21 protein-coding genes are annotated in these 19,954 nt (G+C 42.3%); 8 read left to right on the top strand and 13 right to left on the bottom strand.

The window, feature by feature from the left end; translation table 11 throughout:
- Positions 1–154 precede the first annotated feature (154 nt).
- On the bottom strand, positions 155–2,053 hold the full coding sequence (locus Q0037_RS01015) for an amidophosphoribosyltransferase (protein WP_297514053.1): 1,899 nt from the start codon (positions 2,051–2,053) through the stop codon (positions 155–157).
- A gap of 129 nt (positions 2,054–2,182) precedes the next feature.
- Positions 2,183–3,106, bottom strand: a complete 924-nt coding sequence (locus Q0037_RS01010; RefSeq protein ID WP_297514050.1) for a PfkB family carbohydrate kinase — start codon at positions 3,104–3,106, stop codon at positions 2,183–2,185.
- Between the two features lie 319 nt (positions 3,107–3,425).
- Between Q0037_RS01010 and Q0037_RS01005 the strand changes: the two genes are divergently transcribed.
- Positions 3,426–3,752: a hypothetical protein gene (locus Q0037_RS01005; RefSeq protein ID WP_297514047.1), complete on the top strand. Its 327-nt coding sequence runs from the start codon at positions 3,426–3,428 to the stop codon at positions 3,750–3,752.
- Here Q0037_RS01005 and rnhA read toward each other — a convergent pair.
- Together rnhA and Q0037_RS00995 are read right to left on the bottom strand one after the other, a co-directional pair.
- On the bottom strand, positions 3,747–4,223 hold the full coding sequence (gene rnhA, locus Q0037_RS01000; RefSeq protein WP_297514044.1) for a ribonuclease HI: 477 nt from the start codon (positions 4,221–4,223) through the stop codon (positions 3,747–3,749). The genes Q0037_RS01005 and rnhA overlap by 6 nt on opposite strands.
- Positions 4,224–4,253: 30 nt before the next feature.
- Complete coding sequence (locus Q0037_RS00995; protein WP_297514041.1) at positions 4,254–4,814, bottom strand: phosphoribosylglycinamide formyltransferase; 561 nt, start codon at positions 4,812–4,814, stop codon at positions 4,254–4,256.
- A 190-nt stretch (positions 4,815–5,004) separates the two neighbouring features.
- Here Q0037_RS00995 and Q0037_RS00990 point away from each other — a divergent pair, with 190 nt between their 5' ends.
- The 6 genes from Q0037_RS00990 (at position 5,005) to Q0037_RS00965 (ending at position 10,316) form a co-directional block, all read left to right on the top strand.
- The gene (locus Q0037_RS00990; RefSeq protein ID WP_026980165.1) at positions 5,005–5,241 is read left to right on the top strand and encodes an acyl carrier protein; all 237 of its coding nucleotides are present in this window, start codon (positions 5,005–5,007) and stop codon (positions 5,239–5,241) included.
- Between the two features lie 171 nt (positions 5,242–5,412).
- Entirely contained in the window at positions 5,413–6,666 is a 1,254-nt protein-coding gene (gene fabF, locus Q0037_RS00985) for a beta-ketoacyl-ACP synthase II (RefSeq protein ID WP_297514038.1), read from the top strand.
- A gap of 8 nt (positions 6,667–6,674) precedes the next feature.
- Positions 6,675–7,421, top strand: coding sequence for a ribonuclease III (rnc, locus tag Q0037_RS00980; protein ID WP_297514035.1), 747 nt, complete (start codon positions 6,675–6,677; stop codon positions 7,419–7,421).
- A 113-nt stretch (positions 7,422–7,534) separates the two neighbouring features.
- A complete protein-coding gene (locus Q0037_RS00975) occupies positions 7,535–8,020 on the top strand; it encodes an IPExxxVDY family protein (RefSeq protein ID WP_297514032.1) in 486 nt (161 codons plus the stop codon).
- A 3-nt stretch (positions 8,021–8,023) separates the two neighbouring features.
- Positions 8,024–9,454 (top strand): pyruvate kinase, encoded by a 1,431-nt coding sequence (gene pyk / locus Q0037_RS00970; protein WP_297514028.1) that lies wholly within the window; start codon positions 8,024–8,026, stop codon positions 9,452–9,454.
- 109 nt (positions 9,455–9,563) lie between these two features.
- Positions 9,564–10,316 (top strand): Bax inhibitor-1/YccA family protein, encoded by a 753-nt coding sequence (locus tag Q0037_RS00965; protein WP_297514025.1) that lies wholly within the window; start codon positions 9,564–9,566, stop codon positions 10,314–10,316.
- A gap of 289 nt (positions 10,317–10,605) precedes the next feature.
- Here the strand turns inward: Q0037_RS00965 and dinB are convergent, their stop codons facing one another.
- Positions 10,606–11,688, bottom strand: coding sequence for a DNA polymerase IV (dinB, locus tag Q0037_RS00960; RefSeq protein WP_297514021.1), 1,083 nt, complete (start codon positions 11,686–11,688; stop codon positions 10,606–10,608).
- An 82-nt stretch (positions 11,689–11,770) separates the two neighbouring features.
- On the opposite strand from dinB, the gene Q0037_RS00955 reads away from it, so the two are divergent.
- Positions 11,771–12,238 carry a CYTH domain-containing protein gene (locus tag Q0037_RS00955; RefSeq protein ID WP_297514018.1) on the top strand — a complete coding sequence of 156 codons (468 nt, stop codon included), beginning with the start codon at positions 11,771–11,773 and terminating at the stop codon, positions 12,236–12,238.
- Here the strand turns inward: Q0037_RS00955 and Q0037_RS00950 are convergent.
- From Q0037_RS00950 to Q0037_RS00915, 8 genes are all read right to left on the bottom strand, one after another.
- Positions 12,230–12,736 (bottom strand): septal ring lytic transglycosylase RlpA family protein, encoded by a 507-nt coding sequence (locus Q0037_RS00950; RefSeq protein ID WP_297514015.1) that lies wholly within the window; start codon positions 12,734–12,736, stop codon positions 12,230–12,232. The genes Q0037_RS00955 and Q0037_RS00950 overlap by 9 nt on opposite strands.
- A 74-nt stretch (positions 12,737–12,810) precedes the next feature.
- Complete coding sequence (locus tag Q0037_RS00945) at positions 12,811–13,233, bottom strand: hypothetical protein (protein WP_297514057.1); 423 nt, start codon at positions 13,231–13,233, stop codon at positions 12,811–12,813.
- A 102-nt stretch (positions 13,234–13,335) separates the two neighbouring features.
- Positions 13,336–14,979 (bottom strand): glucose-6-phosphate isomerase, encoded by a 1,644-nt coding sequence (pgi, locus tag Q0037_RS00940; RefSeq protein ID WP_297514012.1) that lies wholly within the window; start codon positions 14,977–14,979, stop codon positions 13,336–13,338.
- Between the two features lie 109 nt (positions 14,980–15,088).
- Positions 15,089–16,327, bottom strand: coding sequence for a peptidoglycan DD-metalloendopeptidase family protein (locus Q0037_RS00935; protein ID WP_297514007.1), 1,239 nt, complete (start codon positions 16,325–16,327; stop codon positions 15,089–15,091).
- On the bottom strand, positions 16,324–17,256 hold the full coding sequence (locus Q0037_RS00930; protein ID WP_297514004.1) for a tryptophan 2,3-dioxygenase family protein: 933 nt from the start codon (positions 17,254–17,256) through the stop codon (positions 16,324–16,326). The genes Q0037_RS00935 and Q0037_RS00930 overlap by 4 nt, the downstream gene beginning before the upstream one ends.
- Complete coding sequence (locus Q0037_RS00925; RefSeq protein ID WP_297514002.1) at positions 17,253–18,029, bottom strand: DUF3108 domain-containing protein; 777 nt, start codon at positions 18,027–18,029, stop codon at positions 17,253–17,255. The genes Q0037_RS00930 and Q0037_RS00925 overlap by 4 nt, the downstream gene beginning before the upstream one ends.
- A 290-nt stretch (positions 18,030–18,319) precedes the next feature.
- Positions 18,320–19,480 carry a 4-hydroxyphenylpyruvate dioxygenase gene (gene hppD / locus Q0037_RS00920; RefSeq protein ID WP_297513999.1) on the bottom strand — a complete coding sequence of 387 codons (1,161 nt, stop codon included), beginning with the start codon at positions 19,478–19,480 and terminating at the stop codon, positions 18,320–18,322.
- Between the two features lie 11 nt (positions 19,481–19,491).
- Complete coding sequence (locus Q0037_RS00915; RefSeq protein ID WP_297513997.1) at positions 19,492–19,953, bottom strand: hypothetical protein; 462 nt, start codon at positions 19,951–19,953, stop codon at positions 19,492–19,494.
- Between the last annotated feature and the right edge of the window lies 1 nt (position 19,954).

Below are 19,954 nucleotides of genomic sequence, written 5' to 3'. Positions count from 1 at the left end.
TGAAAGTAAACTTTCACCCTTTTTTTTTTTTTTTTTCTATAAACTTAACCTACTAATGCTATGGTGATTCAAATATATACCTGCCCTCAAGGTGATTCAAAATATTATTGATGAACAACCATAAAAATCGATAAAATGCATGTTTTTCAGAATTTTAGTAAGCACGTGCGTCTTTACCTTCATAAAAATTCATAAAGGCTTTATTCACCACTCGGTTGCCCCCTGGAGTGGGATAATCTCCCGTAAAATACCAGTCTCCTACATGCTCAGGACAGGCTTTATGAAGGTTGTCAACGGATTGAAAAATAATATCCACTTCCGCATGAATACCCTCTGGTTTCAGTAGCTCAACTATCTTTTTTGAAATCTCTTTATCACTAAATAGCGAATAGATTGCTTTCACATGATTAATAATCTCAGCGTCTGGCTTTCCTTCTTGTGCTTTACATTGTTGGTAAACCGTATCCACCAAATCATACTGCCCGCGTTCTTTTAAAAGCGCTATCGCGGCTTGAAAAGCAACCAAGCCTTCCAACTTAGCCATATCGATACCATAACAATCGGGATAGCGAATTTGAGGTGCCGACGATACCACTACAATCTTTTTCGGATTCAAACGATCCATCATGCGAAGAATACTGTTTTTTAAGGTCGTCCCGCGCACTATACTATCGTCAATAATTACCAAATTATCACTAGGTTGAATAACTCCGTAAGTCACATCATATACGTGAGCTACCAAATCATCCCGACTGCTATCTTCCGTGATAAAAGTGCGCAATTTGGCATCTTTGATAGCAATTTTTTCCGTGCGAATTTTGACCGCTAAAATCTCTTCCAACTTTTCTTTGGTCAACGTTTTCCGGTGATCCAAGATATATTGGTTCTTGCGGTGATTCAAAAAATCATTGGCCGCTTCTACCATTCCAAAAAAGGAGGTTTCAGCCGTATTGGGAATGTATGAAAAAACCGTGTTATCAGTATCGTTTTGAATGGATTCCAACACATCGGGCAAAATTAGTTTCCCCAAGGCTTTTCGTTCTTGATAAATGGCCGCATCACTCCCGCGAGAGAAATAAATCCGTTCAAACGAACAAGCTCTTTTTTCAACCGCTGGAATAATCAAGTCCGAAGTGACGGTGCCGCTTTTTTTGATAATCAACGCATGGCCTGGCTGCAATTCTTGAACCGACTCGAAGGCCACATTAAATACGGTTTGAATTACCGGGCGCTCGGAAGCCACCACGACCACTTCATCATCTTCATAGAAAAAGGCAGGGCGAATTCCCGCAGGATCGCGCAATACAAAAGCATCCCCATGTCCGAACAATCCGGCCATAGCATAACCGCCATCCCAACCTTTGGAGGCTCGTTTTAAAATGCGTTGTATGTTGAGTCGTTCGGCGATAACTGGCGAGGCTTCCCGTTTGGACAAACCTTCGTTTTTGCATTCCAAATACAAATCCGTGACCTCATCGTCCAAGAAATGACCAATTTTTTCCATGACGGTCACCGTATCGGCCATCTCTTTGGGATGTTGTCCCAACTCGACCAAACTGGCAAAGAGTTCGGTTACATTGGTCATATTGAAATTCCCGGCGACAATCAAATTGCGATGCATCCAGTTGTTTTGACGTAAAAAAGGATGCACACTTTCAATACTGTTTTTGCCAAAAGTCCCATAACGCACATGCCCCAAAAACAACTCCCCTATATAAGGTATCGTTGCTTTCTGCCAAGCTACATCGTCGATTTTATCGGGATGCGCCGCCAAGTCGTTGGAAATTCGTTGATTGATTTGGGAAAAGACATCTTGAATCGGTTGCGCGTCATTGGAACGAATACGACTGATGTAGCGTTCCCCTGGAGCCACATCAAACTTGATCGAGGCAAAACCAGCGCCATCTTGGCCACGGTTGTGTTGCTTTTCCATGAGTAAGTACATTTTTTGTACCCCATAAAAAGCCGAACCGTATTTTTGTTTGTAATAGTCCAACGGTTTTTTCAACCGTAAGAGTGCAATTCCACATTCGTGTTTTACGGCATCACTCATAAATGGTAGTTGTGTTGAGTTTGTGTTGTTGTGTTGTTGGGGTTTAGTGTTCTGAAAACCAATGAAATTCTCGGAACTTCTATTTTTAAAGTAAACAAAAATGCCCCGAAATTTCGAGGCATAAAGTTACTATAATTCTATTTCAAATTGGGTGAGTGCTTTAAATTGTTTCAAGCGCTCGGCCACTTCTTCTTTCGTAAGGCACACCATGCGCTCCGTTCCAAATTGCTCCACACAAAAGGAAGCCAAATTCGATCCTTGAATGATAGCGGTCTTCAAGGTTTCAAAAGAGGTGTCACCTTGTTGCGCCACATAGCCTGCAAATCCACCTGCAAACGTATCGCCCGCACCTGTGGGATCAAATACGTCGGCCAAAGGTAAAGCAGGCGCAAAGAAAATATGCTCGTTATGAAACAACAATGCCCCATGTTCGCCTTTTTTAATGACCACATATTTTGGTCCCATTGCATGAATTTTTGCCGCTGCTTTGACCAGCGAATACTCTCCCGACAATTGACGGGCTTCTTCATCGTTAATCGTAATCACATCGACTCGCTTGATAACGTCCATCAATTCGGGTAAGGCGCAATCCATCCAGAAATTCATGGTATCCAATACCACTAACTTGGGTGTTGCAGTCAATTGATTTAAAACACCTGTTTGCACAAGGGGATGCAAATTGCCCAACATCACCACCTCAGCATCTTTGAAATTCTCAGGTACAATAGGATTAAAATCAGCCAACACGTTAAGTTCTGTAGCCAACGTATCGCGAGAGTTCATATCGTTATGGTAACGACCGCTCCAGAAGAATGTTTTTCCGCCTTGAACGATTTCCAAACCGGAAATATCAATGTTGCGTGCCGTTAATAAATCCAAATACGCTTGTGGAAAATCATCGCCCACTACCGAAACGATTGCCGATTGAAGATTAAAATGGGAAGCCGACAAGCCAATAAAGGTGCCTGCTCCTCCTAATATTTTATCGGTTTTTCCAAAGGGCGTTTCGATTGCATCGAAAGCTACTGTTCCCACGATTAAAAGCTTGTTCATGAACTCGTTTTATAATAAAGGCGCAAAGATACGTATTCAAATGAAAAGAATAAAACTTCTCTTGTAAATGAAGCAGTATAATTTTTTCATAAAAAAAACCCGGTCTAAACCGGGTTGCGTCACTTTCGAATTATAGTCCTCAAGTCGTTACTCTCGAAAACTACCGTGTAAAAACACGACCTGTTGCACCTCCGAAAAGGCCCATGCGGTAACTATTTTTGAAATATTCCATTTTCTTGAGCTAACTTACGAAAAAATACACACATATGAGAAATTTTTGAGAAATATTTTTCCCACATAAGTGTAAAACTTTGTAGGAATGGAAAACAGGGGGGAAATCATCAAAAATGCGATTTACCAAAGCGGTATACCTATCAGCGCTATAGCGAAACAGATGGGGAAAAGCCGACGATGGTTTTATCAAATGTTTGAGCAAAAAAATGTCTCCATCGATACGATACTCACCATCGGAAAAATTATCCGTTACGATTTTAGCAAGGAAATTAAAGAAATGTATCCCCTCATCCTTCACGAACCTCCTGAAGAATACCCCGAAGAGGAAACCGTTGATTATTGGAAAAATAAGTACATCCGATTGTTAGAAGCCTATAATTCGTTGCTTTTGAAAAATAATGCAGATTTATAGTAGTGTGTCTCGAAGTTGCTCATAACAAGCATCGACCGACAAATCCGATTGCATAGATGCCATTACCGCGAGTTGATCGCATCGCTCGTTTTGGGGATGATGATTGTGCCCTTTTACCCATTGAAAATCAACTTTATGCTTGCGGTATATCTTTAAAAAACGAAGCCACAAATCGGGATTTTTTTTGCCCTGGAACCCTTTTTTCTCCCAACTGAAAACCCAGCCTTTTTGAACGGCATCGACCACATATTTGCTATCTGAAACCACCAATACCGAGATTCCGGATTGTTTTAATTTTTCCAAACCCACAATCACAGCTAGTAGTTCCATCCGGTTGTTGGTCGTCATGCGAAATCCTTCATAAAACTCTTTGCGGTAGCCCGTACCCACTTGTTCCAAAACCACACCGTACCCGCCGTTTCCTGGGTTTCCTTTGGCCGCGCCGTCGGTGTAAAGATGAATTTGATGCATGTAGTAAAATTATGAGTTGTGAGTTATGAGTTATGAGTTAAGGAGTTGATCGATAACCTTTGGAAAATGTTCTTGTTCGAGAGCATGAACCTTAGCCGCAATACTCGCTGCGGTAGTACAGTCGGCAATCGAAGTTTCAAATTGCGCAATAATCGCACCCTCGTCATAATGCGCATTAACATAATGAATCGTTATGCCCGTCACGGCTTCGCCTTGAGCCAATACCGCCTCGTGCACATGCTTACCGTACATGCCTTTGCCTCCAAACTTTGGCAATAAAGCGGGATGGATATTGATAACGTTGGGAAAGACCTCCAAAATCGTTTCGGGAAATTTCCAAAGGAATCCCGCCAAGACAATCCAATCAGGGGCAAGTTCTTGCAATTGAAGCAACACTTTATCCTCTTCAAGGGCTTGCCGATCAAACAACACCGTGGGCACCCCAAAATCTGCCGCTCGTTGCAACACACCAGCTTGTGGATTATTGCAAAACACTGCCACAACAGCTACACTGGATTTTTCCTGAAAATGCCTGATAATGGCCGCAGCATTGGTGCCTTCTCCCGAGGCAAATAAAACAATTTTGGACATAAATCGGATTCAGTTTAACGACAAAAATACTGCCTACAAAAAAACGAATATTTGACGAGATAATTGAACTGCCGTAAAAGGTTTGTTAAAATAATTTATTACCTTCGTGGTAACATTTGTAAATCAAAATGCTGAAATAAAATAAAGTTTTTTATTTTTGCCAACAATTAAAAATTAAAAATTAGAAACTATGTCAGACATTGCATCAAGAGTTAAAGCGATTATCGTGGACAAACTAGGAGTTGACGAGAATGAAGTTGTATCTGAAGCAAGCTTCACCAATGACTTGGGAGCCGATTCATTAGATACTGTTGAGCTTATCATGGAGTTCGAAAAAGAATTTGACATCCAAATTCCAGACGATCAAGCTGAGAACATCTCAACAGTTGGTCAAGCTATCTCTTACATCGAAGAAGCTAAAAAATAATAAAATATACCAAACCCGCTTACCTTTTGGGCATGCGGGTTTTTATTATTTTCAAAATCACTACATTGCGATTGTAAATCAATCCTAAAGATAAATACCCCTGTCTCTTTGCGATTTGCCAAAAAGGAACAAGGGTATTCTTTATATACAGAACAAACTAAATCCATATTTATGCAATTAAAGCGTGTTGTTGTTACCGGTCTTGGCGCCTTAACTCCCATCGGAAATTCTATCGAAGCCTATTGGGAAGGGTTGGTCAATGGGAAAAGTGGGGCTGCCCCCATTACCTACTATGATACCGAAAAACACAAAACCAAGTTTGCTTGCGAAGTCAAAAATTTTGACATCGAACAATTCATGGACCGTAAGGAATCCCGACGTTTGGACAAATTCTCACAATATGCTATTGCTGCAAGTGATGAAGCCATCAAAGACGCGGGAATCACCGACACCAATGTCAATAAAGCTCGTGTAGGCGTGATTTGGGGTGCTGGAATCGGTGGTTTAGAGACGTTCCAAGAAGAGGTTTTAAACTACGCTAAAGGCGACGGAACACCTAAATTTAATCCGTTCTTTATCCCCAAAATGATTGCCGATATTGCCCCTGCACACATCTCCATGCGCAACGGCTTTATGGGCCCTAACTACACCACCGTTTCGGCTTGTGCTTCCTCAGCCAATGCCCTCATTGATGCCTTCAATTATATTCGATTGGGCATGTGTGATGTCATCATCTCAGGTGGTTCTGAAGCGGCAGTAACCATTGCTGGAATGGGCGGATTCAATTCGATGCACGCTTTATCAACCCGCAACGACAGCCCTGAAACCGCCTCGCGCCCGTTTGATGCCACCCGTGACGGTTTCGTCCTTGGTGAAGGAGCAGGTGCGTTGGTGTTGGAAGAATACGAACACGCCAAAGCTCGTGGTGCTAAAATTTATTGTGAAATCGGAGGCGGTGGACTCTCCTCAGATGCTTACCACCTTACAGCACCCCATCCCGAAGGGGTTGGTGTTATTGCCGTAATGCAAAATACCCTTCGCGATGCAGGAATGCAACCCGCCGATGTCGATCATATCAACACCCATGGAACCTCTACGCCTCTTGGAGATGTAGCCGAGTTAAAAGCAATTAGCGCGGTATTTGGAGACCATGCCAAAACCCTCAACATCAATTCTACCAAATCAATGACTGGCCACTTGTTGGGTGCAGCAGGAGCGATTGAGGCGATTGCTGTGATTTTGGCCATGCAACACAGCATCGTTCCGCCTACCATCAACCATGAAGTTATCGATGAAAACATTGATCCATCATTGAATCTAACCCTGAATAAAGCGCAAAAACGCGATATCAAAGTGGCGATGAGCAACACCTTTGGTTTTGGAGGTCACAACGCTTGTGTACTTTTTAAAAAAATTGACGCGTAATCTCGTCTATGAGAATTATTAAAAAAATATTTGCTAAAAACTCCCGTCCTCAGACAGAAGGCGGGATTTTTTTTGAGACCCTACAAACCATCTTGGGATTCGCTCCAGGGCAATTAAAATATTACAAAAAAGCGTTCACCCACCGTTCCTCCAACTTGATGGACGAAAACGGACGTCCGATGAATTACGAACGTTTGGAGTTTTTGGGTGATGCCATGTTGGGCTCCGTAATTGCCGCCCATTTATACCGTCAAGTACCTACTGGCGACGAAGGATACCTCACCAAAATGCGCTCCAAAATTGTGAGTCGCGAACATTTAAACGAACTCGGGCGCGACCTCAATCTCATTCAATTTGTGGAAAGTAAAGTTCCCGCCCAACACTTTGGCGAAAACATCCACGGAAATATCTTTGAAGCCTTAATTGGGGCCATATTTTTGGACAAAGGCTATGATTTTTGTGAAAAATTTATCCACGAAAAAGTCATCATCCCCTACGTAGATATCGCAAAATTAGAGGGAAAAGTCATCAGCTATAAAAGTCTTGTCATCGAATGGTGCCAAAAAGAAAAATACAACTTTCACTTTGATGTTTTTGATGACAACGGTAACGACGGTCAAAAATATTTCGGCGTGCGCTTAAGCATCGACCAAAAAGTAGTGGCCAAATCCCGCGCTACCTCCAAGAAAAAAGCAGAAGAAATCGCAGCCAAACGGGCCTATTTTGCTTTTCAAGAAAAAATTAACAAAATATAAAGCAATACCTTAAAATCCTACAACGATTTCGTTCATAAAATAACGTTAATCTAACTTCTTCTCGGTAAAATGCATTCCGATATGAAGTATATTTACAACTTATTTGGGCGGAAATGGCGACGCAAAAAATCTACATCCATGAATTTGAAGCGCAAGATTACGAGGTAATTGCCTTGCATACTTCGTTGGAAGATTCCCGTTTGGCCTTTCACCTCAACCAACAGCTCGAGGTTTTATTGGCACGAACCCAAGAAGACCTTCACATACAAATCAAAGAGGGAAGCACCGGACTTTCACGCTTTGAATTTTATGACGAATCTCGATTCATTACCTGGCATTTGGTGCAAAATAAAAGTGAAGTCATCACCGAAACGCAAGGCCCCGGGGTGCTGTTTGCCACGCTAACAAATGACGTTGCCACTTCGGTGTATTTATTGCCCGAACACAAAAAAGTAGATTATATTCTCAAAATTGACAACCTAGAAAACGATATCGATTTGGAAGAGGTTGTACGAAAAATCAGTGAAATTGAATGGGTAAGTATGGCTTACCGTATTGATAAAAACAAACTAAAGTCCAAACACAATCTAATTTTTTAAAGAATGCCGACTAGAAAAAAAACCAAAATCGTGGCCACCTTGGGGCCGGCGTGTAGTACCCGCGAGGTAATCAAAGAGATGATCGACGCCGGAGTCAATGTGTTCCGTATTAACTTTTCTCATGCCGATTATGCCGATGTAAAAGAGCGAATTGACATTATCCGTGGATTGAACCAAGAATTTGGATACACCACCGCTATTTTAGGCGATTTACAAGGACCTAAATTACGCGTGGGCGTCATGAAAGAAGACGTCGTGGTCAATCCGGGCGATGTGATCACTTTTCAAACGGCCGAAGATGTTCCCGGTAATGCCGAACGTGTATACATGAACTACAAAGCATTTCCTAGTGATGTAAATCCGGGCGAACGCATCCTACTCGACGACGGAAAACTCATTTTTGAAGTCATCGAAACCGACGGGAAAAACGAGGTAAAAACCAAAGTCATTCAAGGCGGACCCTTAAAATCCAAAAAAGGGGTTAACCTTCCCAATACCAAAGTCTCTCTTCCTGCTTTGACCCCAAAAGACATCAAAGACGCCATTTTCGCGATTGAAAACGATGTGGATTGGATTGCACTTTCCTTCGTGCGCACCCCCAAAGACTTGATGGAATTGCAAGAATTAATTTCGGAACATACCGATCATAAAATTCCAATCGTAGCCAAAATTGAAAAACCGGAAGCCGTAGAAAACATTGATAAAATTGTAGCCTACTGCGACGGATTGATGGTAGCGCGGGGTGATCTCGGGGTGGAAATTCCAGCGCACGAAGTACCGTTAATTCAGAAAAAATTAATCCACCGTGCCAAAACAGCCCGTATCCCTGTGATCGTAGCAACCCAAATGATGGAAACCATGATTACGAGTTTGACACCCACCCGTGCCGAAGTCAATGACGTGGCCAACTCGGTAATGGATGGCGCTGATGCGGTAATGCTTTCGGGCGAGACTTCGGTAGGGAACTTTCCCGTACAAGTCATAGAAAAAATGACGCAAATCATTGAGGCTGTTGAAGATTCTCCTTTGATTCAAGTGCCTCAAAATCCGCCACACGTGCGCACCAAACGATTCATCACCAAATCCATTTGCTACCACGCTGCAACAATGGCCAACGATATTAAAGCCAAAGCAATTTCAACACTCACCAACAGTGGGTATACAGCGTTCCAAATTTCGGCATGGCGCCCCTCAGCGCATATCCTCGTGTACACTTCGAATAAGTATATTCTAACGCAATTGAATTTGTTATGGGGTGTCAATGCGTTTTATTACGACAAGTTTGTCACCACCGACGATACCGTTGACGACATCAATCAAATGGCCAAAGACCGTGGGTTTGTTCAAAAAGGCGACATCTTGATCAACCTTGCTGCGATGCCCGTAGTTGAACGCGGAATGGTCAACACCTTGCGAATTTCTGAAATTGAATAAACGCAACGCGGAATACATCGGAAAAAGGATTATCAGCCTGTTAGAATTTTGATAATCCTTTTTCCGTTCCAAAAAATCAAATTATCTTTGAGACATAAACTACAGAACTATGGAATCTAGAAATCCTTTTTTCAACACCAAATCCTACAAGGAAAGTGAAACCGTACACGATGCGGTATTGATTGATTACAACCAAACGATGACCTTAAACGGAACCATCAACAAATCGTTCCTATTGTTGTTGTTACTCGTGGGCGGTGCCGTCACAACATGGATGATGATTAATGCAGGGTACAACCCGTTAATTCTCGTTTTTGGGGGCGCTATTGTAGCTTTAATTGCCCTATTAGTTGCGACGTTCAAGCCTACATTGTCACCCTATTTAGCGCCTGGATATGCCGTGTTTGAAGGATTGTTCATCGGTGGATTATCGGCCTTTTTTGAAGCCGCTTACCCCGGCATTGTAATCCAAGCCGTGGGCGCCACATTTGTTACGTTTTTCATCTGTTTGGCTTTATACAAATACCAAATCGTAAAAGTGACTGAAAAGTTTCGTTCCGTGGTCGTGGCCGCTACGTTGGCTATTGCCGCCTATTATTTCATCTCTTGGTTGATTTCGCTTTTTACCAACTTCCAACCCGTTCATCATGGCAACGGACTAATGAGTATCGGTATTAGCGTTTTTGTCATTGTTATTGCGGCCTTAAACCTGTTTTTGGACTTTGATCAAATTGAAAAAGGCATTGCCAACCGCATGCCCAAGTATATGGAATGGTTTGGCGCGATGGGCTTGATGGTAACTCTCGTGTGGTTGTACGTCGAGTTCTTGCGATTGCTATCCAAATTAAACAGCCGAGACTAAGCCACTTCGATAAAATAAACAAAGCCATCCTTCGGGGTGGTTTTTTTGTTTTTAAACAGCAGATTGGAAATTTGCAGTTTTAGTGAAGAAAATTTCCGCAAAGTCAGGTAGACATTGGCGTATATATTAATTCTTAAAAATAAAAAAACTACACCAAATAAGATGTAGTTTTTGCTTTTTACTTTGTGGGCACGGATTGCACACGAAGCGTTAGCCGAACGGACGGAGTAAATCCGCTATCGGGTTCAGGAAGCTGTTGCGTAGCGGTAAAATATTTATAGCAGTAAACTCAAAACGCAAACTTCAACTGCACCACGACCGTTTTCTTGACCTCGGTATTCAAATTACTGAGTGATATCCCCAACAAGCGCACCGATTCTTTCAGGCGTTCTTGATACAATAATTCTTTGGCGGTTTCCAATAACAAGCCCTTATCACTAATGAAATAGGGCAACGTTTTGCTGCGGGTTTGGGTCGTAAAGTCGCTGTATTTGATTTTTAACGTTACCGTTTTGCCTGAAATAGTATATTTTTTCAACCGCCGTTCCAAGGTTTCGGCAATATGCGTGAGCTTTTCCTCCATAAACAATTCCGAAGTCAAATTCTCCTCAAACGTATGCTCTGCTGCCACCGATTTTGACACCCGATTGGGTTTGACTTCACTGTAATGAATGCCCCGCACGATATTATAATAAAAGCCCCCACTTTTGCCAAAATGCTCCTCTAAGTACTCCCGCGAGCGCGCTTTTAAATCGGCCCCGGTAAAGATCCCGTGATGGTACATTTTTTCGGCGGTTACTTTGCCAATGCCATAAAACTTTTTGATATCCAAAACCTCCAAAAAGGCTTCCACTTCATCGGGAGGCACGGTTTTTTGTCCGTTGGGCTTGTTGAAATCGCTGGCGACTTTGGCCACAAACTTGGTGTTGGAAATCCCCGCCGAAGCCGTCAACCCGATTTCGTCAAAAATGCGCTGCCGTAGCTCCTGTGCCATCAAGGTCGCACTTGGATTCCCTTTTTTATTTACCGTCACGTCCAAATACGCTTCATCCAACGATAAGGGTTCAACCAAATCGGTATACTCCCGAAAAATAGCCCGTATGCGCTTGGAAATTTCGGTGTAGCGATCAAACCGCGGTCGTACAAAAATCAGGTCCGGACACAAGCGTTTGGCCTGGACGCCGCTCATGGCACTGCGTACCCCGAATTTACGGGCTTCATAACTGGCCGCCGAAACCACGCCGCGCACTTCACTTCCGCCCACGGCGATGGGTTTACCCTTTAACTCCGGGAAATCCAATTGCTCCACCGAGGCATAAAAAGCATCCATGTCGATGTGAATAATTTTCCGTAATCTAAGGGAATCCGACATGACTCAAATTTACTAGAATTTCTCAAAAGCGATTTACTTTTGAACAGGCTTTAATTCCTACTTTTGAAAAAAATATCCATCAATGATCGAAATTGAACGTAAATTCCTAGTGCGAAACGAGCAATTCAAAGCAGAAAGCCGGGCCGCTATTCCGATTGCCCAAGGCTACCTCTCTTCTATTCCTGAACGAACCGTACGTGTGCGTATTAAAGGGAATCAAGGGTTTTTAACCATCAAAGGAAAAAGCAGTGCCTCAGGTACAAGTCGGTTGGAATGGGAAAAGGAGATTACGGTAGCAGAAGCGCAATTGCTTTTACCGTTGTGTGAAAAAGGAACGATACAAAAAACCCGATACGAAGTGGTATCGGGGCAACATATTATTGAAGTGGATGTTTTTGAGGGTGAAAATGGGGGACTCATACTCGCTGAGATTGAACTGCAATCGGAAAACGAAACTTACCTAAAACCCGAATGGCTGGGCGAAGAAGTGACGCACGACAAACGGTATTACAACGCCTATTTGTCGCACCATCCTTTTCAATTATGGTGATTTTTTCTCGACTTCAATCACTTCCAGGGTAACGGTAGCCGAACCGGAATTTCGTGACCCCGAAATCAAGAAAAATGCGCGTTTGGACAAGTCGATTTCTCGACCACGAGCAAACGGACCTCGATCGGTAATTTCAACAATAACCGTTTTCCCATTGGCTTCATTGGTAACACGAACCAACGTTCCCAAAGGTAATTTTTTGTGCGCCGCCGTCAGTTTGTTTCGATCATAACGCTTACCGCTAGCCGTTTTGCGACCATGAAATCGATCAGAATAATAGGAGGCGTGGGCTTTCTTTTTAAAAAGCTTAAACTTCCCCTTGACCACGGATAAAGTATCGGTTACAGGGACATCCGTTGGTACTTTTTCTTTCTTGACGGTATCATTTTTTTGCTTTTTTAATTCGGGATTGACCGTATTTTGAGCCAAAAAAGTGCTACTAAAGAAAAGACCTATGCCTAGGGTGATCCCGTAAAAAAGTATTGATTTTGTTCGCATTGGACTTGTTTTTGGGCGATTCAAGACTTCTATAGCTTAAAATCTTGACATCGATTAGATACTAAACGGTTGACTTACAACCAAAGTTTCCAAGGAATACGCGATAAAATCAACACCAATCCCAAGGTATAGAAAATAGCGAATTTTTTAAACTTAACGCCCGATTCCGTGGCTTTTTTGTGGGTTGACCAGCCTACGGTAATCAACACAATCGCAATAATATTGATCAACGGATGCTCTAAAGACGTTAAACGCGCCTCCGCATTGGACATATCGCCCAACAACGCTTTACCAAGGGGTGATATAAAATACAACACCAAGCCAACCAACAATTGCACGTGTGAAGCTATTAACGTAAACAATCCGATTTTGCGGTCGCGCGCCGAAAATGCTCTTCCTGAACTGATGCCCATCACAGCATTAACCGCGGTGAAAACCAATAAGGCTAAGACAATATAAGCCCACCCGGAGTGGAACTTTTGTATAAATTCGTACAACATATATTTTAGTTTTAGTGGATAACAAAAATAGGCAAAAACGATAAAAAAACCGCACCCTCCCATGAGAATACGGTTATTTATCATGAAATTATACTTCTTTTAGCGGTTCTTTAAGAAATGTTCCAATAAGAAGGTTGTCGAACTGTCATGGGTTTTTACCTGTTGCGATTCGATTTCTTCCAAAATAGAATTGGCCAACTGTTTCCCGAGTTCTACCCCCCATTGATCATAACTGAAAATATTCCAAACAACACCTTGAACAAAAATCTTATGCTCATACAACGCGATCAATTTTCCTAAAGAAGCAGGAGTTAATTGCTGAATAAGAAGGGTATTGGTAGGACGGTCACCCGAAAACACTTTAAACGGTTTCAAAAAGGCGGCTTTGTCACCCGAAATCCCTTGTTGCTCAAATTCGGCCAAAACTTGAGCCTCCGTTTTTCCATTGAGCAACGCTTCGGTTTGGGCAAAAAAGTTGGACATCAATTTATCATGATGATTTTGATCGCCGTGCAAGGCTTTGACAAAACCAATGAAATCTGTAGGAATCAACTTGGTCCCTTGATGAATCAATTGAAAAAAGGCATGCTGCGAATTCGTTCCGGGTTCCCCCCAAATGATGGTTCCCGTTTGGTAATTGACCGGATTTCCATCACGGCCAATACTTTTTCCGTTACTCTCCATAATCCCTTGTTGCAAGTAGGAAGCTAGTTTCTGTAAGTATTGGGTATACGGAATCAAAGCTTCACTTTCGGCACCATAAAAATTATTATACCAAACGCTCAACAAAGCCAACACAACAGGAATATTTTGATCGAATGGAGTCGTTCTAAAATGCTCATCCATGGCATGCGCCCCCGATAAGAGTTGATCAAAATGCTCGTATCCCACGGCCAAGGCAATCGAAAGTCCGACCGCACTCCACAACGAAAAACGACCTCCTACCCAATCCCACATCGGGAAAATATTCTCCGGATGGATGCCAAAAGCAGTTACCCGTTGAATATTGGTCGACACCGCCACAAAATGGCGTGCTACGTCGGCAGGCTGAGCCGATTGTAAAAACCAATGGCGAATGGTTTCCGAATTGGTAAGGGTTTCTTGTGTGGTAAATGTTTTGGAAACAATGACAAACAAGGTCGTTTCGGGATTGACTTTCTTCAAAACTTCCTGCACATGATCGCCATCGACATTGGACACGAAATGGACGTTCAAGTGGTTTTTGTAAAACTGTAAGGCTTCAACCACCATGGCCGGCCCCAAATCAGAACCTCCAATACCAATATTAACTACATCGGTAATCGATTTTCCCGTATACCCCTTGTGCGTTCCCGATATAATCGCGTCGGCAAAGGTTTTGATTCGCTGTTTAACTGCATAAATTTCGGGCATTACATTTTGTCCGTCGACCTGAACTGTAGCCGATGCTGGATTGCGCAATGCCGTATGCAATACCGCTCGTTGTTCGGTTTGATTGATTAAATCCCCATCAAAATAAGCAGCAATGGCTTCTTTGAGGTGCACTGCGTCAGCGAGCTCCAACAAATACTGTAGTGTTTCACGGGTAATAGCATTTTTGGAATAATCGACTAAAAAGTCTTCCCATTGAATATGAAACGTGTGCGCACGATCGGGTTGTTCCGCAAACAACGTTTTAATCGATTGCTGCTGTATGAAGTCGTAATGTGCTTGTAACTTTGCCCAAGCAGCGGTATGCGTTGGATTAATTGCTTGTAATGCCATAAGAAATTTTTTGCCTTACAAAATTAACTAAAATAATAGGGGAATAATCGTTAAAGTCTTTCAAAAAAGTGACCGGTAACGCTAAGAAATCGTTTTCGTTGGAAAAAAATTAACGCCCTTTGAAAACCACTTGGGCCACACTATCCAATTCGCGCTTCAACGGACGCATTTGTTCCTTAAATCGAGGTAAATTTCTTCCTTCCATGGGTTGCGCATTGGGCAGTTGTATGCGAAGTGGATCGACCTGTACCCCATTTTTCCAAAAACGATAACACACATGCGGTCCTGTTGCTAATCCGGTACTGCCCACTTTTCCAATCACATCCCCTTGCTTTACCCGTTGGCCTCGTCGTACCAAGATACGCGACATGTGAAGGTATTGCGTGGCAAAGGTTCGGTCGTGTTTGACTTTGACAAAATTTCCATTTCCAGCGGTATACCCCGCTTGTTCCACAACCCCCGAAGCCGTAGTCATAATGGGCGTACCTGTGGGAGCCGCGTAATCGGTTCCGTTGTGCGCTTTCCAACGCAATTGAACAGGATGGAACCTGCTTTTGGAAAAACGCGACGTGATATGGATGTACTTCAGGGGCGCTTTGAGGAAGAAATTCTTGAGTGCTTTTCCGTTTTCATCATAATAATCAGTGCGTCCTTTGCGCTCTTGTTGAAAAGGGAAAGCATAGATTTTGTCGCCTTTGTATTCAAAAAAAGCACAGCGCAAACTATCGACCCCATCGTAAATGGTATCATTAATATACCGTTCGGTAAAACTAACGGCAAATCGGTCTCCTTTTTTCAGTTTAAAAAAGTCGATCGACCACGCATACACTTTTAGCAATTTGTTGGATAACGAAGGGTCGACCTTCATACCACGCAAAGTGGTGGAAAGCGAGCCATCTAATTTTCCAGCAATCGTGCGAACTTTGAATGTAAGCGGACGTGATTTTTTATAGCCAACGATGGAATCGGTTAAATCGACCAAATAGTAATCGATTTTGTTGGGTTGGTAAATCAAGTACTGAAGTTTGTGGTATTTGTCTTTGGAGCGCAAACAAATATAGGGCTTCATAAACCGCACAGAGGTAGGAAAAGAATCTTTAACCTTGGCGATAATTTCAGCCGGTTTGCGTCCGTTGAGATTTTGTTTTTTTAAAATTCGCTCAAAAGTATCTTGGCTGCGAATAGTATCAAAATGCACATTAAAATCGTCAAAATTGAATCCAAAATCCACCATAGGTTTCCGCGGCTCCATGGGTTCAATAACGTATTCTTCTGCTTTTTGGGAACAGGAAAACAAGAGCCAAAAGAGTCCAAAAACGCCTAGTATTTTTAGCGACGACCTTTTCATTCGCAATCCTCTCCCCAATGTTTTAATTCGGTTTCACTCCACAATTCAGGGAAGAAGATACGACGTTGATATTTGGGAAGCATGTACTTTTTCCAATCACTACCTCCAGTCGCTTCGCCGTTCCCTTGTCCGCTTTCAATGTATTTACGAGCGGCATTGTAATGGCCCATCACCCAAGTGATGTTGACGGTACGGTCATAATGACGCATGGCGGCGATGAGTTCGGGATTTTGACGATCGGATTCAGGAAGTTGTGAAAACTTTTGCCACAAGTTGATGGTATTATATTCCTCCATAAACCGAAGAAACTCGGCATCATATTTTTGTTCAAACGCTTGAATCAAATAGTTTTTGGTGCCCGTTCGATGATCTTTCCCAGCGGCTTGCCAATACAAATGTTCTAAGGCATGACGGTAAGGCGTATTGCGGTCAATAGTCGCTCGAAAACGGTAGTCAATTAAATTGATTAAATCGGTGGATGCAAATTCAATTTTGCGGTATTGCGCGCTTTGAAAGCCACTGGCGGGAGTCAAGGTATTGCGAAACTTCATGTATTGCGCGATTTCCATACCCTCGCCCATAATGTCAAAAGAAGTGGTTAACATGTCAAAATAACGACTGATCCGACGTAGTTTTTCGGTAAAAAAATCAGTCGTCAATGTTTGCGCATGACATACTTGATCGATTTCCCACAACACCATTTTAAACAGCAACTCGTTAACTTGATGGTACATGATAAATACCATTTCGTCGGGGAGTGTAGTGCGTTGAATTTGCAAATTCAAAAGCGCATCAGTTTGAATATAATCCCAATACGTGATGGGTTTCGCCCACAAAAGGCCTTCAAGATGGGTGTCGGTGTTTTGATTTATCTTTTGGAATTTTTCATCCAAGGCATCAATCAAGGTAGGGGTTTGTTCGCTACTCATTTTTTTACTTTAATTTCAAAAGGGTTGGCCAAGCCCTTAAACGCATCTAAATCCGCTTTCAAGGAACCTACCATCAAACTGGCTTTGATTCGTATCGGCAGTTTATTGTCATCCGCCGAAATCCAAACCGTTAAACTTTCTTGTTCCTTAAAAACGCGACCGGTTTGCACCAAAGGTCGGAAAATCATACAAGGAACGGTGCCAAATTTAGTGTCTAAATCCTCACGACCTATAAATTTTAACCGAAACTTTGTGGTTTCGTTGTCAAAAAACATATCCACATTGATGGATTCCCCCACCTTTAGTTTGTCAACATTTGGATGGTTGCGAAGGTAATAAAAGGTTGAGACAATATCTTGCACTTGCTCGGGGGTCTCAAAAACCGCATTGGTGTTGTTCTTATAATCTTTGACCAACACCGTATTTTTATCTTGATTGAAAAAACCTTCCTGATTTTTGGTATACCCTCCTTCGTCAATTTTACGCACAAATTGATAGGGCTTTCCTGTGTTTTTATCAAAATACGATTCGTAGTTGTCATCCACTTTAAAAAACCATCGGGACATGCCTGTAGTATATCCTTTGCCGACAGCATGAAACACTTTTTTATTGTTGCGCGTGGATTCTTTAACTTCCAATGTAGCGAAACCCGCAGTGACTAAACCATAATGAATACGAAATTTAAACCATTCGCCCACATCAAAAGCCGATGGGCGCTCCAAATCAAAGGATACGGTAAAAAATAAAAGACTGAGCAAAACAAGATTTTTCATAATGGTCTATATTTTATTTACCGCGTACAATTACTGTTCCAAATGTAAAAAAACAAAAAAACCCAGCCAAAAGTGACCGGGTTTTTATGCTATTAACCAACCAAAAAACTATAAATTATGAAAAACGTAATTACTTTCAAAAGGAAACTACACCTTTCTTATTTTCTGAGGTCAAAAGTACTGTCTATTTTTAAATAATCAACAACAGAACGTCTACTTTAACAAATAATTATTAGAAACAACGGTACTACAACGTTGTATTTTAACAATTATTCAACATTTTGAGGTTTTTACAGTGTGCCTCGCAACGCTTGCTCACGCTCAATAGATTCAAACAAGGCTTTGAAATTACCTGCACCAAATCCTTTGGCTCCCATACGTTGAATGATTTCAAAGAACAACGTGGGACGGTCTTCCACGGGTTTGGTGAAAATTTGCAACAAATACCCTTCTTCATCCGCATCGACCAAAATGGATAAGGCTTGCAGAGCTTTGATGTCTTCTTTCATCACCTCCATATGTTTACCCAAACGCGCGGGTATCTCATCATAATAGGCTTGTGGTGGAGGGGGTAAAAATTCGACCCCACGTGCCCGTAAGCCCGCTACGGTTTGAATGATATCATCTGTGGCAACCGCGATGTGCTGTACCCCAGGTCCTTCGAAAAAATCTAGGTATTCTTCAATTTGCGATTTCTTTTTCCCTTCGGCGGGTTCGTTGATGGGGAACTTAATGCGTCCGTTGCCATTGGACATAACTTTACTCATCAAAGCGGAGTATTCGGTATGAATTTGCGAATCATCAAAGGATAGGAAGTTTTCAAATCCCATCACGTCTTCATACCATTTAACCCATTGGTTCATTTCACCCCAACCTACATTTCCTACCATGTGGTCAATGTATTTTAACCCAAGGGGCTCGGGATTGTAATCGGATTTCCAATCCATAAATCCAGGAAGGAAGGTTCCCGAATAGTTTTTACGTTCTACAAAAACATGCACGGTTTCGCCATAGGTGTAAATTCCTGAACGAATAACTTCGCCATGAGCATCTTTTTCTACGGTTGGCTCCATAAACGAACGGGCGCCGCGTTGGGTCGTTTCTTCCCATGCGGAACGAGCATCTTCAACCCATAAAGCGACCACTTTTACGCCGTCACCGTGTTTGCGCAAATGATCGTTAATCGGCGATTCACTCGTTAATGGGGTAGTCAATACCAACCGGATTTTGCCTTGTTGCAACACATAGCTCACCGCATCTCGGGAGCCCGTTTCCAATCCTTTATAGGCCAATGATTGAAAACCAAAGGCTGTTTTATAAAAATGGGCCGATTGTTTGGCGTTACCCACGTAAAATTCAACGTAATCGGTACCTAACAAGGGTAAAAAGTCTTGGGCCCCTTGAAAGATTTTTTCCAGTCCGTACTCTACGGATTTTATTTCTTTTGCCATAAAATTAAATGTTAAGGACGCGTTTTAGGAGCGGGTGTTGCTGCGGTATCGGTTGAGGGGTGTTTAAATAAGGCATCGTCATACACCGAATCGTGCACTACTGAATCCTTTGCGCGCGTTGTGATTTGTTTGGTTTGTTGTAATAGGTTTTGGTTTGAAAATTTTTCAATGATGTCATAATCCAAAAAGAGGAAAAAGACGGTAATCAAGAGTGCTAAAATCCCGTTGATAATGGCACTAATCATACACAATATTTTTCCCATAGAAACGATAGATCGACTGCCTTCAGTATACTGCTGGGGTTGTGCGTCATAAAGGCGTAAACTTTTACCTGCTAGCACCCATCCTACAATAGCTAATCCCAGAGATAAAGGAATTAAAAATCCGCAGCAACACACAAAAAAAAGAATAAACAAACTGGTTACTCCCAGAATGAGGACTAACGGATCGGCAGGCAGTCTATAATTTTGCATG

The organism is Flavobacterium sp., from assembly GCF_027482425.1.
Lineage (GTDB): Bacteria > Bacteroidota > Bacteroidia > Flavobacteriales > Flavobacteriaceae > Flavobacterium.
This window is presented reverse-complemented; position numbering and strand designations above follow the sequence as displayed.

What these genes read in the sequence shown, in the direction of transcription:
- Q0037_RS01015 (WP_297514053.1), bottom strand. Translation starts at nt 2,053, where the DNA reads ATGAGTGATGCCGTAAAACACGAATGTGGAATTGCACTCTTACGGTTG.
- Q0037_RS01010 (WP_297514050.1), bottom strand. Translation starts at nt 3,106, where the DNA reads ATGAACAAGCTTTTAATCGTGGGAACAGTAGCTTTCGATGCAATCGAA.
- Q0037_RS01005 (WP_297514047.1), top strand. Translation starts at nt 3,426, where the DNA reads ATGGAAAACAGGGGGGAAATCATCAAAAATGCGATTTACCAAAGCGGT.
- rnhA (WP_297514044.1), bottom strand. Translation starts at nt 4,223, where the DNA reads ATGCATCAAATTCATCTTTACACCGACGGCGCGGCCAAAGGAAACCCA.
- Q0037_RS00995 (WP_297514041.1), bottom strand. Translation starts at nt 4,814, where the DNA reads ATGTCCAAAATTGTTTTATTTGCCTCGGGAGAAGGCACCAATGCTGCG.
- Q0037_RS00990 (WP_026980165.1), top strand. Translation starts at nt 5,005, where the DNA reads ATGTCAGACATTGCATCAAGAGTTAAAGCGATTATCGTGGACAAACTA.
- fabF (WP_297514038.1), top strand. Translation starts at nt 5,413, where the DNA reads ATGCAATTAAAGCGTGTTGTTGTTACCGGTCTTGGCGCCTTAACTCCC.
- rnc (WP_297514035.1), top strand. Translation starts at nt 6,675, where the DNA reads ATGAGAATTATTAAAAAAATATTTGCTAAAAACTCCCGTCCTCAGACA.
- Q0037_RS00975 (WP_297514032.1), top strand. Translation starts at nt 7,535, where the DNA reads ATGGCGACGCAAAAAATCTACATCCATGAATTTGAAGCGCAAGATTAC.
- pyk (WP_297514028.1), top strand. Translation starts at nt 8,024, where the DNA reads ATGCCGACTAGAAAAAAAACCAAAATCGTGGCCACCTTGGGGCCGGCG.
- Q0037_RS00965 (WP_297514025.1), top strand. Translation starts at nt 9,564, where the DNA reads ATGGAATCTAGAAATCCTTTTTTCAACACCAAATCCTACAAGGAAAGT.
- dinB (WP_297514021.1), bottom strand. Translation starts at nt 11,688, where the DNA reads ATGTCGGATTCCCTTAGATTACGGAAAATTATTCACATCGACATGGAT.
- Q0037_RS00955 (WP_297514018.1), top strand. Translation starts at nt 11,771, where the DNA reads ATGATCGAAATTGAACGTAAATTCCTAGTGCGAAACGAGCAATTCAAA.
- Q0037_RS00950 (WP_297514015.1), bottom strand. Translation starts at nt 12,736, where the DNA reads ATGCGAACAAAATCAATACTTTTTTACGGGATCACCCTAGGCATAGGT.
- pgi (WP_297514012.1), bottom strand. Translation starts at nt 14,979, where the DNA reads ATGGCATTACAAGCAATTAATCCAACGCATACCGCTGCTTGGGCAAAG.
- Q0037_RS00935 (WP_297514007.1), bottom strand. Translation starts at nt 16,327, where the DNA reads ATGAAAAGGTCGTCGCTAAAAATACTAGGCGTTTTTGGACTCTTTTGG.
- Q0037_RS00930 (WP_297514004.1), bottom strand. Translation starts at nt 17,256, where the DNA reads ATGAGTAGCGAACAAACCCCTACCTTGATTGATGCCTTGGATGAAAAA.
- Q0037_RS00925 (WP_297514002.1), bottom strand. Translation starts at nt 18,029, where the DNA reads ATGAAAAATCTTGTTTTGCTCAGTCTTTTATTTTTTACCGTATCCTTT.
- hppD (WP_297513999.1), bottom strand. Translation starts at nt 19,480, where the DNA reads ATGGCAAAAGAAATAAAATCCGTAGAGTACGGACTGGAAAAAATCTTT.
- Q0037_RS00915 (WP_297513997.1), bottom strand. Translation starts at nt 19,953, where the DNA reads ATGCAAAATTATAGACTGCCTGCCGATCCGTTAGTCCTCATTCTGGGA.